The sequence below is a fragment of the Rhizobium sp. SRI_017 genome (genome assembly GCF_057586295.1).
Window position 1 is genome coordinate 47,622 of the sequence record NZ_JBYCZP010000010.1, and the last position, 15,169, is coordinate 62,790.

14 protein-coding genes are annotated in these 15,169 nt (G+C 61.3%); 10 read left to right on the plus strand and 4 right to left on the minus strand.

All coding sequences use genetic code 11. The annotated features are described in order from the left end of the window. Positions 1 to 17 precede the first annotated feature (17 nt). Positions 18 to 1,001, minus strand: a complete 984-nt coding sequence (gene dctP / locus AC2YI2_RS21150) for a TRAP transporter substrate-binding protein DctP (protein WP_487388471.1) — start codon at positions 999 to 1,001, stop codon at positions 18 to 20. 141 nt (positions 1,002 to 1,142) lie between these two features. Here dctP and AC2YI2_RS21155 point away from each other — a divergent pair, with 141 nt between their 5' ends. The 3 genes from AC2YI2_RS21155 to AC2YI2_RS21165 all read left to right on the plus strand — a co-directional run bounded on the left by AC2YI2_RS21155 (position 1,143) and on the right by AC2YI2_RS21165 (position 4,750). Further along, on the plus strand, positions 1,143 to 3,032 hold the full coding sequence (locus AC2YI2_RS21155; protein ID WP_487388472.1) for a bifunctional sugar phosphate isomerase/epimerase/4-hydroxyphenylpyruvate dioxygenase family protein: 1,890 nt from the start codon (positions 1,143 to 1,145) through the stop codon (positions 3,030 to 3,032). Positions 3,033 to 3,107: 75 nt separating this feature from the next. Further along, positions 3,108 to 3,755, plus strand: a complete 648-nt coding sequence (locus AC2YI2_RS21160; RefSeq protein WP_487388473.1) for a TetR/AcrR family transcriptional regulator — start codon at positions 3,108 to 3,110, stop codon at positions 3,753 to 3,755. 152 nt (positions 3,756 to 3,907) lie between these two features. Next, the gene (locus AC2YI2_RS21165) at positions 3,908 to 4,750 is read left to right on the plus strand and encodes a shikimate dehydrogenase (RefSeq protein WP_487388474.1); all 843 of its coding nucleotides are present in this window, start codon (positions 3,908 to 3,910) and stop codon (positions 4,748 to 4,750) included. A gap of 12 nt (positions 4,751 to 4,762) precedes the next feature. Here the strand turns inward: AC2YI2_RS21165 and AC2YI2_RS21170 are convergent, their stop codons facing one another. Continuing rightward, complete coding sequence (locus tag AC2YI2_RS21170; protein ID WP_487388475.1) at positions 4,763 to 5,719, minus strand: NAD-dependent epimerase/dehydratase family protein; 957 nt, start codon at positions 5,717 to 5,719, stop codon at positions 4,763 to 4,765. 476 nt (positions 5,720 to 6,195) lie between these two features. On the opposite strand from AC2YI2_RS21170, the gene AC2YI2_RS21175 reads away from it, so the two are divergent. Continuing rightward, complete coding sequence (locus AC2YI2_RS21175; RefSeq protein ID WP_487388476.1) at positions 6,196 to 7,668, plus strand: DHA2 family efflux MFS transporter permease subunit; 1,473 nt, start codon at positions 6,196 to 6,198, stop codon at positions 7,666 to 7,668. Positions 7,669 to 7,796: 128 nt separating this feature from the next. On the opposite strand, the gene AC2YI2_RS21180 is transcribed toward AC2YI2_RS21175, so the two are convergent. Together AC2YI2_RS21180 and AC2YI2_RS21185 are read right to left on the minus strand one after the other, a co-directional pair. After that, positions 7,797 to 8,030, minus strand: a complete 234-nt coding sequence (locus AC2YI2_RS21180; protein WP_487388477.1) for a hypothetical protein — start codon at positions 8,028 to 8,030, stop codon at positions 7,797 to 7,799. 257 nt (positions 8,031 to 8,287) lie between these two features. After that, positions 8,288 to 8,998: a GntR family transcriptional regulator gene (locus tag AC2YI2_RS21185; RefSeq protein WP_487388478.1), complete on the minus strand. Its 711-nt coding sequence runs from the start codon at positions 8,996 to 8,998 to the stop codon at positions 8,288 to 8,290. Positions 8,999 to 9,251: 253 nt separating this feature from the next. Here AC2YI2_RS21185 and AC2YI2_RS21190 point away from each other — a divergent pair, with 253 nt between their 5' ends. The 6 genes from AC2YI2_RS21190 (at position 9,252) to AC2YI2_RS21215 (ending at position 15,143) form a co-directional block, all read left to right on the plus strand. Then, entirely contained in the window at positions 9,252 to 10,340 is a 1,089-nt protein-coding gene (locus AC2YI2_RS21190) for an ABC transporter ATP-binding protein (protein WP_487388479.1), read from the plus strand. A 24-nt stretch (positions 10,341 to 10,364) separates the two neighbouring features. Then, on the plus strand, positions 10,365 to 11,666 hold the full coding sequence (locus tag AC2YI2_RS21195) for an ABC transporter substrate-binding protein (protein ID WP_487388480.1): 1,302 nt from the start codon (positions 10,365 to 10,367) through the stop codon (positions 11,664 to 11,666). A 160-nt stretch (positions 11,667 to 11,826) separates the two neighbouring features. Further along, a complete protein-coding gene (locus AC2YI2_RS21200) occupies positions 11,827 to 12,738 on the plus strand; it encodes an ABC transporter permease (protein WP_487388481.1) in 912 nt (303 codons plus the stop codon). A gap of 1 nt (position 12,739) precedes the next feature. Continuing rightward, complete coding sequence (locus AC2YI2_RS21205; RefSeq protein WP_487388482.1) at positions 12,740 to 13,558, plus strand: ABC transporter permease; 819 nt, start codon at positions 12,740 to 12,742, stop codon at positions 13,556 to 13,558. Positions 13,559 to 13,563: 5 nt separating this feature from the next. Next, the gene (locus tag AC2YI2_RS21210) at positions 13,564 to 14,313 is read left to right on the plus strand and encodes an aspartate/glutamate racemase family protein (protein WP_487388483.1); all 750 of its coding nucleotides are present in this window, start codon (positions 13,564 to 13,566) and stop codon (positions 14,311 to 14,313) included. Then, the gene (locus AC2YI2_RS21215; RefSeq protein WP_487388484.1) at positions 14,310 to 15,143 is read left to right on the plus strand and encodes a GNAT family N-acetyltransferase; all 834 of its coding nucleotides are present in this window, start codon (positions 14,310 to 14,312) and stop codon (positions 15,141 to 15,143) included. The genes AC2YI2_RS21210 and AC2YI2_RS21215 overlap by 4 nt, the downstream gene beginning before the upstream one ends. The last annotated feature ends 26 nt before the right edge of the window (positions 15,144 to 15,169 follow it).

The following is a 15,169-nucleotide window of genomic DNA, read 5'->3' on the forward strand; positions in this document are numbered from 1 at the left end:
GCGTCGATCAGATCGAGCTAGATTGCTTCGACCTTCTCGATGATACCGGGCGCCCAGGATTTGGACAGTTCGGAGCCGGCATATTTCTCGCGCGCAAACGCGCGGAAAGCGGCGACGTCGGGCTCATAAATGTTGAGCCCAGCCTTCTTGAATTCCTCGATCAGGGTGCCTTCCTGCTTGATATGCTCGCCCTGGCTCCAGGTCATTGCCTTGTCGGCTGCGGCCTGGAAGGCCGTCTGCTGCTCGGCCGACATCTCGCTCCAGACCTTGCTCGACACGGTGAGCAGGTCGTAGCCGATGAGGTGCGAGGTCAGCACGATCTGCGACATCACCTCGTAGAACTTCATGTTCTTGACGTTGGGCAGCGGATTGTCCTGGCCATCGATCGCGCCGGTCTGCAAACCCGTATAGACCTCGGCATAGGCCATGGCCGTCGGGTTGGCGCCAAGCGCGGTACCGAGGAACTGCCAGGCATCGCCGCCGGGCATGCGCAGCTTGATGCCCCCCATGTCGGCCGGCGTCGTGATCTTCTTGTCGGGCTTCAACCCCACCTGGCGCGAGCCGAAATAGGTCGGTCCGAGAATGTGGACGGAGAGCTGGTCCTCCACCATCTTCTTGTATTCGGCGCCCAGGTCGCTGGCGAAGAACTTCTGCACGTGGGCAGCGTCACGGAACAGGTAGGCCGAACTCAGCACCGACCATTCGGGGATCTGCTTGGCGAAATCCTGCGGGGCGATATTGCCCATCTGCAGGTTGCCGCGCTGAAGCGCGACAAGTTCGGTGCCCTGCTTGAAGAGATTGCCGCCGTAGTACGGCTCGAGCTTGAACGAGCCCTCGATCTCCTTGGCGAACATCTTGGTCATCTCGGCGCGGATGTCCTGTTCCGAGAACACGGCCGAGAATTTGAGAACGGGCTTGTCCTGCGCGAGCGCAGGCATGGGCAGCGTCGCCGCGGCGACGGCGCCGCCGATGAAATGGCGACGGGTCAGGTTGAACGTCATGATTTCCTCCTCCTCGCACCATTCAACAGGTGCCAAATTTATCGCTCCTCCGCGACTGAAAAATATTGTACGAAATAGTTCGTTTATGTCAACGGTCGTTCGGAGAAGCCGTCACCGACGATGTTAGAGCAGGAGGAAGGGATGAAAATCTCGATCGCTACCGTGAGCATGAGCGGCGAGCTCGACGCCAAGCTGCGCGCCATCTCGGAGGCTGGATTCGATGGCGTCGAGATCTTCGAAAACGACCTGCTGGCCTTCGACAAGACACCGCGCGAGGTGGGACAGATCGTGCGGGATCAGGGGCTCGAGATTACCCTGTTCCAACCCTTCCGCGATTTCGAGGGTATGCCTGAGCCGCAGCGCAGCCGCGCTTTCGACCGGGCCGAGCGCAAGTTCGACGTGATGCAGGAACTCGGCGCAGACCTCGTGCTGGTCTGCTCCAACGTCTCGCCCATCTCGCTTGGCGGCCTCGATCGTGCCGCCGCCGACTTCCGCGAGCTCGGTGAGCGCGCGGCCAAGCGCGGCCTGCGCATCGGCTATGAGGCGCTCGCCTGGGGCCGACACATACATGATCATCGCGATGCCTGGGAGATCGTGCGCCGCGCCGATCACCCCAATGTCGGCCTCATCCTCGACAGTTTTCACACGCTGGCCCGCAAGATCGAGGTGGATTCGATTCGCTCGATCCCAAAGGAAAAAATCTTCATCGTCCAGCTCGCCGATGCCCCTGCCATCGACATGGACCTGCTCTACTGGAGCCGCCATTTCCGCAACATGCCCGGCGAGGGCGATCTCGATGTCACCGGCTTCATGCGGGCGGTCGCGGCGACCGGCTATGACGGCTACCTCTCGCTGGAGATCTTCAACGACCAGTTTCGCGGCGGTTCGACCCGCGCGATCGCCGTCGACGGCAGGCGTTCGCTCATCCATCTCGGCGACCAGGTCAAGCGCGCTGAGCCGGAAGCCGCACTCACGGTGCCGGCCATGCCGGATCGCATCGATGTCAGAAGCGTCTCCTTCGTGGAATTCACCGCCGACAAATCAGAGAGTCCCGAACTCGTAGACATGCTCCATACGCTCGGCTTCCGCCGCGCCGGGCGACACGCATCCAAGAAGGTCGACCTTTTCCAGCAGGGCGATATCAGGCTGGTGGTCAATACCGAGGAGACCGGTTTTGCCAGCGCCGCCTTTCATCTCCACGGCACCTCCGCCTACGCCTTCGGACTGGAGGTCGGCAATGCGGCCGAGGCCGTGGAACGCGCGGCCGCCCTCGGCTCGGAGCGGTTCACCCAACCCGTGCCATCGGGCGAGACCGCGATACCGGCGATCTACGGTCCCGGCGGCGGGATCTGCTATTTCCTCGACGATAGCAAGTCCCTCGCCTCCGTCTGGACCCGGGAATTCTCGGCCGTCGAGGACGACCGAAATATCAGGTCGGCGGGTCTGGAACGCATCGACCATGTCGCCCAGACCGTCAGCTACGAGGATCTGCTCACCACGGTCCTGTTCTATAATTCGCTGCTCGATATCAGGAAGTCGCCGATAGTCGATATCATAGATTCGGCAGGCATCGTCCGCAGCCAGGTGGTGGAGAATAGCAGCGGCTCGTTTCGCGTGACGCTCAACGGCGCCGAGAACCGCAAGACGCTGGCCGGCCACTTTCTCGCCGAGAGCTTCGGCTCGTCAATCCAGCATGTGGCCTTCTCGACATCAGATATTTTCAAAACGGCGGCGGCGCTCACAGCCAATGGCTTTACGCCGCTGCAGATCACCCGCAACTACTATGACGACCTCGAAGCCCGCTTCGGCCTGGAGCCGGATTTCGCCGAGCGCCTGCGTGCCGCCAATATCCTTTATGATCGCGACGAGCATGGCGAATATTTCCAGCTCTACAGCCCGATCTATGGCGAGGGGTTCTTCTTCGAGATCGTCGAGCGGCGTGGCTATCGCGGTTATGGCGCACCGAACGCAATCTTCCGCATCGCTGCGCAGAAACGCCATATCCGGCCCGAAGGCGTGCCAGTGACCTGATTTGGCGGCTGACTTGCCGATATCTTTGATTTGGCTTACGCCCTCAAACGGGGATGGATTGAAAAGGTCCTGGAAATGCAGTCTGCCGAAAGGCGTGTCGCACGGAAGAACGATCCCGACGGCACGAAAGAGAATATCATCGCCGTCGCGACCGAAGAGTTCGTAAGCTCCGGCTTTTCCGGCGCGCGCGTCGACCAGATAGCCGAGCGGACCAAGACCTCCAAGCGCATGATCTATTACTATTTCGGGAGCAAGGAAGGCCTCTATCTCGCCGTCCTTGAACGCGCCTACCAGAAGATCCGCTCGCTCGAGACTCGCCTCAATCTCGAAGACCTGTCCCCGGAAGATGCGATGCGGACGCTTGTCGGCTCGACCTTCGACCATGACGACGCCAACCCGGATTTCATCCAGCTCGTCAGCATAGAGAACATCCATCGCGCTGAGCATCTCAGAAACACCGATGTGCTGCAGAAGGCCAATTCCGGCATCATCGCCATTCTCTCCGCGATCCTCGAACGGGGCTACAGGGAGAACGCATTCAAGCGCCGCATCGATCCGGTCGACCTGCACCAGATGATCTCCGCGCTCTGCTTCTTCCGTGTCTCCAACCGCCACACATTCGGCGCGATCTTCGACCGCGACCTGATGGAAGGCGCGCTTAAGGCCAGGCACCGGCTGATCATTTCGGACATGGTCCTGTCCTACCTGAAATCTGCAAACTGACTTTCCGTCATAGCGTGCTATCCCAACAGCGTCTGCCCGCCGATTGACATTACGAACCAGTTCGTACATTTTAGATGGGCCGGCCAATTCAACCCGCCGGCGCCAAATCAAAGTATGGGCCGGGTGGAGCTTTGCCGTCTTCTGCGGGAACAATGACGCGCGTGGTGCGTGCGGGTCTGATTGGAAGCGGCATCGGGCTCTCGCGCACGCCCGCGCTGCATATGGCAGAAGGCCGGCATCACGGCATCGACTATCGCTACGACCTAATCGATCTCGATACGCTCGGCGCCGGACCGGAAGCGCTCGGCGGCCTCATCGCCAAGGCGGAGGCGGAAGGATTTTCCGGCCTCAACATCACCCATCCCTGCAAGCAGGCGGCCATCGCCCATGTCGACACGCTCTCCGACGATGCGGCCATCTTGCAATCGATCAACACGATCACCTTCAAGAACGGCAAGCGGCAGGGGCACAACACCGATTGGTGGGGCTTCCAGCAAGGCTTCCGCGGCGGCCTGCCCGGCGCCGATCTCAGCCACGCGGTTCTCATCGGCGCCGGCGGAGCGGGAGTTGCCGTGGCGCATGCGCTGGCGAGAATGGGTACGCGAGAACTGACGATCTTCGACGTCGATCCGGCGCGTGTCGCCGCGGTCCAAAGCCGGCTGGCGCCCGCGCATCCGGATTGCCGGTTTGTCGCCGGCGAAGACCTCAAGGCCGCCCTTTCGGCTGCGTCCGGCGTGGTCCAGGCCACCCCTGTCGGCATGGCCTCCCATCCCGGCACGCCCTTCGACCCCGACCTTCTCACAGCGCGGCACTGGGTGGCTGAGATCATCTATTTTCCGCTGCAAACAGCGCTGCTTGCTGCGGCGACCAGGCGAGGATGCCGGATCCTCAATGGCGGTGGCATGGCCGTGTATCAAGCGGTGGGCGCCTTCAAGCTCATCGCCGACGCGGAGCCGGATGGCGAGCGGATGATCCGGCACTTTGGCACTCTCTAGTCTGGATCTCGGTCAGCGCTCAACGCGTCCATTGGCGATCAGCCACTCGACCGCCTCCTGCACCGATTGCAGCGAGCTATGGCGCGGCTGGAAGCCGAGCAGGCGCCTCGCCTTTTCCATGGAGCAGTTCGGGCTGCGCGCGATATGTTCCCAGGTCGCTTGCCCATCGTCCGGCGTCTGGCTTTCCGCCCATCGCTCATAAGGCAGGAATTCGAGCTTCGGCTCCTTGCCGAACCAGGCCGACATCGCCTCCGCGTAACCGCGCAGCGTCAAGGCCTTGTCCGAAACCGCATGGAAGCTTTCGCCGACCGATGCGCTCCAATTGGTGATGGCGGCCATGAACAGGCCTGCGACGTCATCCGCATGCACATGATGGACCGTCTCGAGACCGAAATTCGGCAGCGCCAGGGTTCCGCCACGGGCGAGCGTGGAGAATACCGCCGGATTAAAATGGCCAGCCGGGTTCAGAGGGTTCCAGCCTGGCCCGACGATATGGCCCGGATGGATCAAGGTCGCGGGAAAGCGTTCCATACGCGCCTTTTCGAGCAGGTATCGCTCGATCGCCGCCTTCTGCACGCCATAGTCTCCGAAGGGTCGCTTTGGCGCGTCCTCCGGCGTCGGCACGATCGCCGAGGTGCCATGTGTCCAGATCGTACCGGTATGGAGGAAATGGCTGACATGGCCGGACAGCGCCTCGACCAGCTGCCGCGCGCTTTCGAGCGTGAAGCAGATCTTGTCGATGACGATCTCGCCCTTGAGCGCCAGGATCTCCTTGCCGAAGTTGCCAGCCTTTTCCAGCGCTTCGCGATCCATCTGCCTGATCTCGACGTTCTGCCAGGCACGATGCGCCCGGTAGGGTTCCGCCCGGCCACGGCTGATGGCGACCACCTCATGGCCGGCCTCAACGAGAAGCGGCACGAGATAAGTCCCGACATGTCCTGTTGCTCCGATGACGATCACGCGTGCCATACTGCTTCTCCGGCTCCCTCAAGAATGACAAAAGTCAATAGAGACCATCCCGATAGAATGCCAGAGATGGTTCGCGATCAGCGACGCCGAAGACGGAAATGCGGGGTTTCATTCAATCCTCCAACCCTGAGGTCAAAACGCTGGACAACGCCCAGCTCATGCGCTAATGGGGCGCCGCTTGGTCGCCTCTGGCGGAGCGACCGATGCTAGTGGTGGGGAATGATTTTGGGAACCTCACCATGCCCGACGGCCACGTGCTCCCGGAACAGCATCCGGGTGGACGGGCAGATGTTCTGATCCAACCTTCTTCCAACCGTCGACAAAACCAACATACGCAATACCCGTTCCATCCTGCCACCGCCCTGTGCGCAGAAAATGTAACCCGCATTGTCGGATCGGCTCTCAGCCATACGTCGTGAGGATGTTCCCTCATGCTGTGAGAGCGATCAATCCTGCATTCATTTCAAGGTTCCGCTATGACCCTCGATACCCAAGCCATTTCCGATGTCGAAAATATCCCCGGCACCGAAGACCAGAGCGCCCGCAACAAGCTCGTCATCGGCCTTCTCCTCGTGTCGGCCTTCGTCGTCATTCTCAACGAAACCATCATGGGTGTCGCCCTGCCGCACCTGATGGACGATCTTCAGATTTCCGCGAGCATGGCGCAGTGGCTCACCACCGCCTTCATGCTGACCATGGCCGTCGTCATTCCCGTAACCGGTTATCTCTTGCAGCGGCTCAACACACGACCGGTCTTCATCCTCGCCATGTCGCTGTTCAGCGCCGGCACGCTGATTTCGGCTCTCTCGCCGGGATTCGTCATGCTGGTCGTCGGACGGATCGTGCAGGCTTCGGGCACGGCCATCATGATGCCGCTCCTGATGACCACAGTCATGCATCTCGTGCCGCCGGAATCGCGTGGCAAGACGATGGGCAACATCTCGATCGTCATATCCGTGGCGCCGGCCATCGGCCCGACCATATCGGGCCTCATACTTTCGGCGCTCGACTGGCGCTGGATGTTCCTGCTCGTCCTGCCGATCGCGCTGGCCGCCCTCGCGCTTGGCGCTTGGAAAATCAAGAATGTCACCGAGCCGCACAGCGCGCCGATCGATGTGATCTCCGTTCCGCTCGCAGCAATCGGCTTCGGCAGCTTCGTCTACGGCCTGAGCGGATTGGGAGAGGCAGCGATCCATCCGCCCGCAGTCTCGCCCTGGATTCCGCTCATCCTCGGCGCCGCGGCCATCGCCATCTTCATCTGGCGGCAGTTGCTGCTGCAGAAGCAGGATCGGGCCTTGCTCGACATGCGCACGCTGACAATCAAGGCCTTCACCATTCCGGCCGTGATGATGGCAATCCTGATGATGTCGATGTTCGGCGTGTTCATCCTGCTGCCAATTTATCTGCAGAACGTGCTGGGGCTGACCACGCTGCAGACCGGGCTGCTTCTGCTTCCCGGCGGACTGATCATGGGCCTCTGCGCGCCCACGGTCGGCAGCCTGTTCGACAAATATGGACCGATGCCGCTGGTCGTTCCGGGCGCCATCCTGTTCAGCGCCCTGATGTGGAGCTTGACCTTCATCCAGCAGGATACGCCCTATTGGATGCTGCTGATCGCCCATATCGTGCTCAGCATCGGCCTTGCGCTCATGTTCACGCCGCTCTTCACGGCAAGCCTCGGCGCGCTGCCGCCCAACCTCTATTCGCATGGCAGTGCGATGATCGGCACCACGCAGCAGGTCGCGGGTGCTGCCGGCACCGCTCTCTTCGTCGCGATCATGACGATGAGGGGTTCGAGCGAGGCGCTCGCAGGCGGCGATGTCATTGCCGCGACCACGAGCGGCATCCGTGCCGCATTCCTGTGTGGCGCGGTGATTTCCATCGGTGCCGTCGTTACCGCCTTCTTCATCAAGAAGCCGGCCGGCGGTGCGCATGGCATGGGTCATTGAGAGCGATCGGGCCTCGGAGGTTCTTCGCGGCCCTAACTGTCCTGGGCAACGCGCGCGGATCGTACCAACGAAGGTCAGCAGCCCGCGCGGTCGAACTGCCGATTGCACGGCGTCGCCCGGATCAACGGCTAGTCTGCCGCGGAATTCCCGCGTTGCGCGATAATGGCCTGCTCGATCCTTGAGCGCATCTCTCTGATGGCCTGGACCATGGATGCGAAATGGGCATATTGCCGTTCTGCGGCCTGCGCGGGTTGATTTTTCTCTTTGAGCGTGGTCGCCACGCCCGACATCCAGTCGCGCCGTCGCTCTGCGTGCAGCAGCTCGGCGTCCAGGGCATCGAGTTTACTTTCGGAATATTCCACGCCACGCTCCAAGGGTCACGGCGAGATACTCTTCACTTCACATTAGCGAGTCAAGAAATAGACGGTCCTAATGCAACTGTGATCGATGAATCGATCATTTTAAGAGACGTGCAGCCATACGTTGTCGCGAAAGCATTTCCGAAAACTCTCTTGGCGTGTGAATCCAAAGAAAGGGAACTGCCGTGGTGTTGACGGTAGTTCCTGCGGAGTTGACCGCGAGCTTCACGTGAATTCGCAAGAAGGCCAATCGGCACAAATCAGAGCGCCAGCGCATCCTTTAGGGTCAGCCCTTCCTGGACGCGCAGGTCGAGATCGGCCTCGATATGATCGATGTGATGCAGCATGAGACTGCAGGCACGATCGACATCTCCTGCCTCGAGCGCATCGAGGATCGCGTAGTGCTCGTTGTGGCCGCAGCTCGACACGCCGGAGCGGCCATAGAGGGCGATGACCAGCGACGAGCGGGCCACCAGTTCGTCCATGAATTTTTCGAGGATGGCATTGCCAGCATGCGTTGCAAGCATCAGGTGGAAATCACCTGACGCCTTGATCTCGGCACGACGGGCAGTCGGCCCACGCTTGTTCATGAAATGGGCCTCCTGCTCCAGATGCAGGCGAAGCGCGGCGATATCGGTTGGTGACAGCTTGCCGGCCGCGGCACGAACGATACCGGGTTCGATCAGCCGGCGGCTGTCGAAAACCTGCTGTGCTTCCTCCGGCGACGGATTGGAGACGAAGGCACCACGATTGCGCTCGATCTTCACGAGGCCTTCATAGGCGAGCATCTGCAGCACCGAACGCACGACCGTGCGGCTGACATCGAAGAGCGAACCCACTTCCGATTCTGAGAGCTTGGCGCCCGGCGCAAGCCGGCGATCGACGACCGCATCGCGTAGCGCATCGCGAATGGACTGGGCGCGGTCTTCCTGGCTCTGGTCGGCAGAAATGTCTTTTTCGGCGATGTTCATATGGCAATCCCTGATCCGCTAAATCTAGCGACTGCATCGCCGAATGGGAATGGCGATCATCTGAAAAATAATTGCATACGATTTATGCTGCTGATCGACGACAATTGCATCTCTTTTGCGCATACAGATTAGAGAGCTAAAAGCTCGACCGAATGTTCCCGCCGATTTCCCTTTCGATTCAAGCTCTTTGCTGCGCTGCGGCGAAACTGGCACGGCGAATGCATGAAGTGATGCGGGCAAAAGGGAGCGCCGCATGACGAAGGCCGCCGAGATCGATATCGTTTCCGTATCGAAGATCTATGGGCAGACGACTGCCGTTCATTCCATCAGCCTCAAGATTCCTGCGGGCACCTATTGCTGCCTGCTCGGTCCATCCGGCTGCGGCAAGACTTCGACGCTTCGGATGATTGCCGGCCACGAGACGATCTCCACCGGCGACATTCGCCTTGGAACCAAGGTCGTCACCGACCTGCCACCCGCCAAGCGCGGCACGGCCATGATGTTCCAGTCCTACGCGCTGTTTCCCCATCTCGACCTGATCGACAATGTCGCCTTCAGCCTGAAGATGAAGGGCGTCGACAAGGCCGAGCGTCAGGCCAAGGCAATGGAAATGCTGAAGCTGATGCAGCTGGAGCCCTATGCGACGCGTAGGCCCGCGCAGCTTTCCGGCGGCCAGCAGCAGCGCGTGGCGCTCGCCCGCGCGCTGATCACCGATCCCGAAGCGTTGCTGCTCGACGAGCCGCTCTCGGCACTCGACCCTTTCCTCAAGATCAAGATGCGGGCCGAGCTCAAGAAGCTGCAGACCTCGCTCGGCATTTCCTTCGTGCATGTGACGCATAGCCAGGAAGAGGCCATGGCGCTGGCCGACCTGATCGTCATCATGAATGACGGCAAGATCGAGCAGGCCGCCGACCCGCGCACCGTATTCGAGCAGCCGGCCACGGCTTTCGTCGCCCGCTTCATGGGCGATCACAATGTGATTTCGGGCAAGATCGGCGAAGTCACGCCGTCAGGTGTGCGGCTCGACGTCGTGGGCGGCGGCACGTTCTTCGCTTCCGGCCGGCAGGGCGAGATCGGTGCGCCAGTCGATATCGCCGTGCGCAATGACCGCGTGCTGATCGGCGAGAGCGCCCAACCCGGCCTAGGCTTCACCGGCATCGTTTCGAACATCGAATATCGCGGCGCGACGGTGAAGTTGCTCGTCAACGGCGCAGGCATCGAGGATTTCACCGTGATCCTCGACGACACCGATTTCTATGCCCAGCCGATCACGGTCGGCCAGGCGCTGCCACTTCATTGGGGAGCAGGGGACGTCATCGTCCTCGGCCGCCTCGACAGCTGACAACAAGGACGGAAGGAGAACAGCATGACCAGCATCAACGAAACCACGACCAAGACGAAAACGGGCCTTACCCGCCGCTCGCTACTCAAGACCGGTGCGGCCGCCGTCGGCGTTGCAGCCGGCACGGGCACGATCACCGGCTTCCCCACCATCTGGGCGCAATCGAACATCACGCTGCGCCAGTTCGGCACCGGCGTGTCGAACCTCAATGCGATCGCCGAGAAGTGCAAGGCCGACCTCGGCATCACGCTTGAAATGACGGCAACGGATTCCGACGCCGCGGCGCAGCGCACAGTCACCCAGCCGGGCTCCTACGACATCGCCGACATCGAATACTGGATCCTGAAGAAGGTCTATCCATCGGGCGCGATCCAGCCGATGGAAACCAAGAAGCTCAAATATTACGACAAGGTCGTCGGCCTGTTCAAGAACGGCAAGCTGCTGCCCGACAGCGTGATCGCCCAAGGCACCGCGCCGCACACGGTCGGCTATGTCGAGAGCAAGGACGCCAAGACTTTCGCTTCGGGTGAGACCGAGCTGTTCACTATGATGCCGACGATCTACAATGCCGACACGCTCGGCATCCGCCCCGACCTGGTCGGTCGCGAGATCACCACCTGGGCCGATATCATGGACCCGGCCTTCAAGGGCAAGACCTCGATCCTGAACATCCCCTCAATCGGCATCATGGACGCCGCGATGATCTGCGAAGCCATGGGCATCATCAAATATGCCGACAAGGGCAACATGACCAAGGCGGAGATCGACACCACGATCGACTTCCTGATCAAGGCCAAGCAGGACGGCCAGTTCCGCGCCTTCTGGAAGAGCTTCGACGAAAGCGTCAACCTGATGGCTTCGGGGGAAGTCGTCATCCAGTCGATGTGGTCGCCGGCCGTCGCCGCCGTCCGCTCCAAGGGCATCGCCTGCAAATACCAGCCGCTCAAGGAGGGCTATCGCTCCTGGGGTGGCGGCCTCGGTCTCGCCAGCCATCTCGAAGGCGCCCAGCTCGACGCTGCCTATGAGTATATCAACTGGTACACATCCGGCTGGGTCGGCGGCTATCTCAACCGCCAGGGCTACTACTCGGCCTGCATGGACACCGCCAAGGGCTTCATGTCCGAGGACGAATGGGGCTACTGGATCGAGGGCAAGCCGGCCAAGGGCGACATCCTCGCCCCTGATGGCAAGGTCATGGAAAAGGCCGGCGCGGTGCGCGACGGCGGCTCGTTCGAGGAACGCATGGGCCGGGTGGCGTGCTGGAATTCGGTCATGGACGAGGACCGCTACATGGTGAAGCGCTGGAACGAGTTCATCGCGGCGTAAGGAATCTCGGCAGGTCCCCTCCCCCTTGTGGGGAGGGGTAGGGAGGGGTCTTTCGTCGGATCGAAGGAGATCCCCTCCCGGCCTGCCGGCCACCCTCCCCACAAGGGGGAGGGAGACTTGCGGCACCCGCGGTGCCTCTCGCCTCAACAGGAGACAATTCATGGCAGCCGTAACCGACACGACAGCAATCGCCGTCCGCGAACGGAAGCGGAAACCCGGCAGCGGGCTCGCCGAGCATGCCTCCTATCTGCAGGCTATGCCGCTGCTGTTCATCCTCGGCGCCTTCCTGCTGATACCGATCGCGCTGATCGCCACGGTCAGCTTCTGGGATTACGACTTCGCCCAGATGTATCCCGACTTCCTGACCACGAACTACACCGACACGCTCGGCTCCTGGATCACCTGGAAGACCTATCTCAACACGCTGAAATTCGCGGCTGTCGTCTGGGCGATCACACTCTTCGTCGGCTTCTGGGTTGCCTATTTTCTTGCCTTCCACATCCGCACATCGGCCATGCAGATGGTGCTGTTCCTCGTCTGCACCGTGCCGTTCCTGACGTCGAACATTATCCGCATGATCTCGTGGATCCCGGTGCTGGGCCGCAACGGGCTGGTCAATTCGGCGCTGGTCAATGCCGGCATCATCCCGCAGCCGATCGAATGGCTGCTCTATTCCGATTTCGCCGTCGTGCTTGCCATGGTGCACCTCTATACGCTGTTTATGGTCACGCCGATCTTCAACACATTGATGCGCATCGACAAATCGCTGATCGAGGCCGCGCGCGACGCCGGTGCGTCGAGCATGCAGATCCTCACCAATGTCATCATCCCGCTCGCCAAGCCCGGCATGGCGATCGGCACGATTTTCGTCGTCACGCTCGTGATGGCCGATTTCTCGACCGTGCAGGTCATGTCCGGCGGCCAGAGCGCCTCGGTGGCGCTGATGATGAAGAACCAGATGTCGCTGCTGCAGTATCCGGCTGCCGCCGCCAATGCCGTGGTGCTGCTGGTCCTCGTCCTGCTGATGGTCGCCGGCATCTTGCGCATCGTCGACATCCGCAAGGAGCTCTAAGATGAATTCGGAAAGCCGCGGCAAGGAATTCTGGATCCTCGCGATCTTCTTCACGCTCTTCGTGCTCTTCCTTTACGGACCGCTGTCGGCGATCCTGATCCTGAGCTTCCAGGGGCCGAATGGCGGCCTGACTTTCCCGCTGAACGGGGTCTCGGTCCACTGGTTCGCCAATCTGTTCGAGAAGCAGGCGGTCGGCGATTTCGGCGGCTCGTTCCGACGTTCGCTTGTTCTCGGCATCATGGTGATGATCGTCACCGTCGTCGTCTCGCTGCTCGCCGGACTTGCCTTCCGCCGCAAGTTCTTCGGCGCAACGGCACTGTTCTATCTCTCGGTCGCGAGCCTCGTCGTGCCGTCGATCATCGTCTCACTCGGCATCGGCGTGCTGTTTTCCCAGCTCGGCTTCCAGCCGTCCTGGTACACCTCGGCTTTCGGAGCGCACCTCACCTGGTCATTACCCTTCGGCGTGCTGATCATGTTCGCCGTATTCAATCGCTTTTCGCCGGCTTACGAAGAAGCAGCACGCGATCTCGGTGCGACGTCCTGGCAGACCTTTCGCCATGTCGTGCTGCCGATGATCGCGCCGTCGCTGATCGGCGTCGGCTTGTTCGGCTTCTCGCTGTCCTATGACGAGTTCGCCCGCACGCTGATGACCTCGGGCACATACAACACGCTGCCGCTCGAGATCTACGGCATGACGACCAACGTCACCACGCCGGTGCTCTATGCTCTGGGCACGGTGACCACGGTCTTCTCCTTCCTCGTCATCCTCAGCATGCTCGGCCTCATCGTCTACCTCAACCGGGCGCGGGCGCGCGGATGAGCGGCATGACGCGCATTCTGGTCGTCAATCCCAACACGACCGCGAGCATGACCGAAACGATCGCGGATGCGGCCAACCGGGTGAAGAACGCCGCGACCGAGATCCGTGCCGTCACGTCCACGATGGGGCCGGTCTCGATCGAAGGCTATTATGACGAAGCCTTCGCTGTGCCGGGCCTTTTGGTGGAACTTGCGAAGGGCGAGCGGGACGGTGCAGATGCTGTTATCATCGCCTGTTTCGATGACACCGGGCTTGATGCCGCCCGCGCGCTCGCCGACATCCCAGTGATCGGCATCTGCGAGGCAGCGGTCTCGGCGGCCGCCTTCATCGCGCGCCGCTTCACGATCGTGACAACCATGGAACGCTCACGCCAGCCGCTTGAACATCTCGTTCACCGCTACGGCATGGCCGATCGCTGCAACGTCCGCGCCGCGGACATTCCCGTGCTGTCACTGGAAGACCCGAACTCCAATGCCAAAAAACGTCTGCGCGAAGAGATCGTGGCTGCGCTGGCAGCCGATCGGGCCGAAGCGATCGTGCTCGGCTGCGCCGGCATGGCTGATCTCGTCGATGAACTCCGAGCGGAATTCGGTGTACCCGTCATCGACGGTGTCGCTGCGGCCGTGAAACAGGCGGAGATGCTCGTGGCGCTCGGCCTCACCACCGCCAAGCGCGGGGCCTATGCAAGGCCTGTGTCAAAACTCTACATTGGCAAGCTCGAAGCCTTCGCACCCGATCTGCTGCTTGCCCGATGACCACGGAAATCCGACAGCTATCGCTCCCCGATGTGGCCGAACTGCTTGTCTGGGCCAAGGCCGAGGGTTGGAATCCAGGCATTGACGACGCCGCACCATTCCTTGCCGCCGACCCCTCAGGGTTTTTCGGCTGCTTCGTCGATGGCCGCATGGCCGCGGGCATTTCCGCTGTGACCTCTGGCCCGGATTTCGGCTTTGTCGGCCTCTATATCTCCCATCCGGACTTTCGTGGGCGAGGCTATGGCCGCCAGGTCTGGGATGCCGGCATGGTCCATCTCGGCAATCGGACTGTCGGCCTCGACGGGGTCCCGGCACAGCAGGAAAACTACCGCGGCATGGGCTTTGCGGCCGCCTACCGGACCTGGCGCTATTCGGGCCGCTTCCTGCCGTCGAATATCGACCCCTCTGTCTCGGCGATCGGCCCGGACCTGCTTCCTGCAATCGCGGCATTTGACCGGCGGCACTATCCCGGACCGCGACCGGAATTTTTTGCCTCCTGGCTCGACGGGTCGCGCACCGTACGCGCCATCATCCGAAACGGCGTCGTTACTGCCTACGGTGTGCTGAGGAAATGCCATGAAGGCTACAAGATCGGCCCGCTCTTTGCCGAGAGCGAGGATGATGCCAGTCGGATCTTCGTCGCCCTTTGTGCTCGGTCGAATGGTGAAATGGTAGCGATCGATGTTCCCGAGCCGGCCGCCGGCTTCTCTGCCTATCTTGACGATCTCGCTTTCGAGAAGGGCTTCGACACGATGCGCATGTATCGCGGCGCCGCGCCTGATATGCGATTGTCAGGTGTCTTCGGCGTCACGACCCTCGAACTTGGCTAGGCCGCTCATTGTATACAACGCGCCTA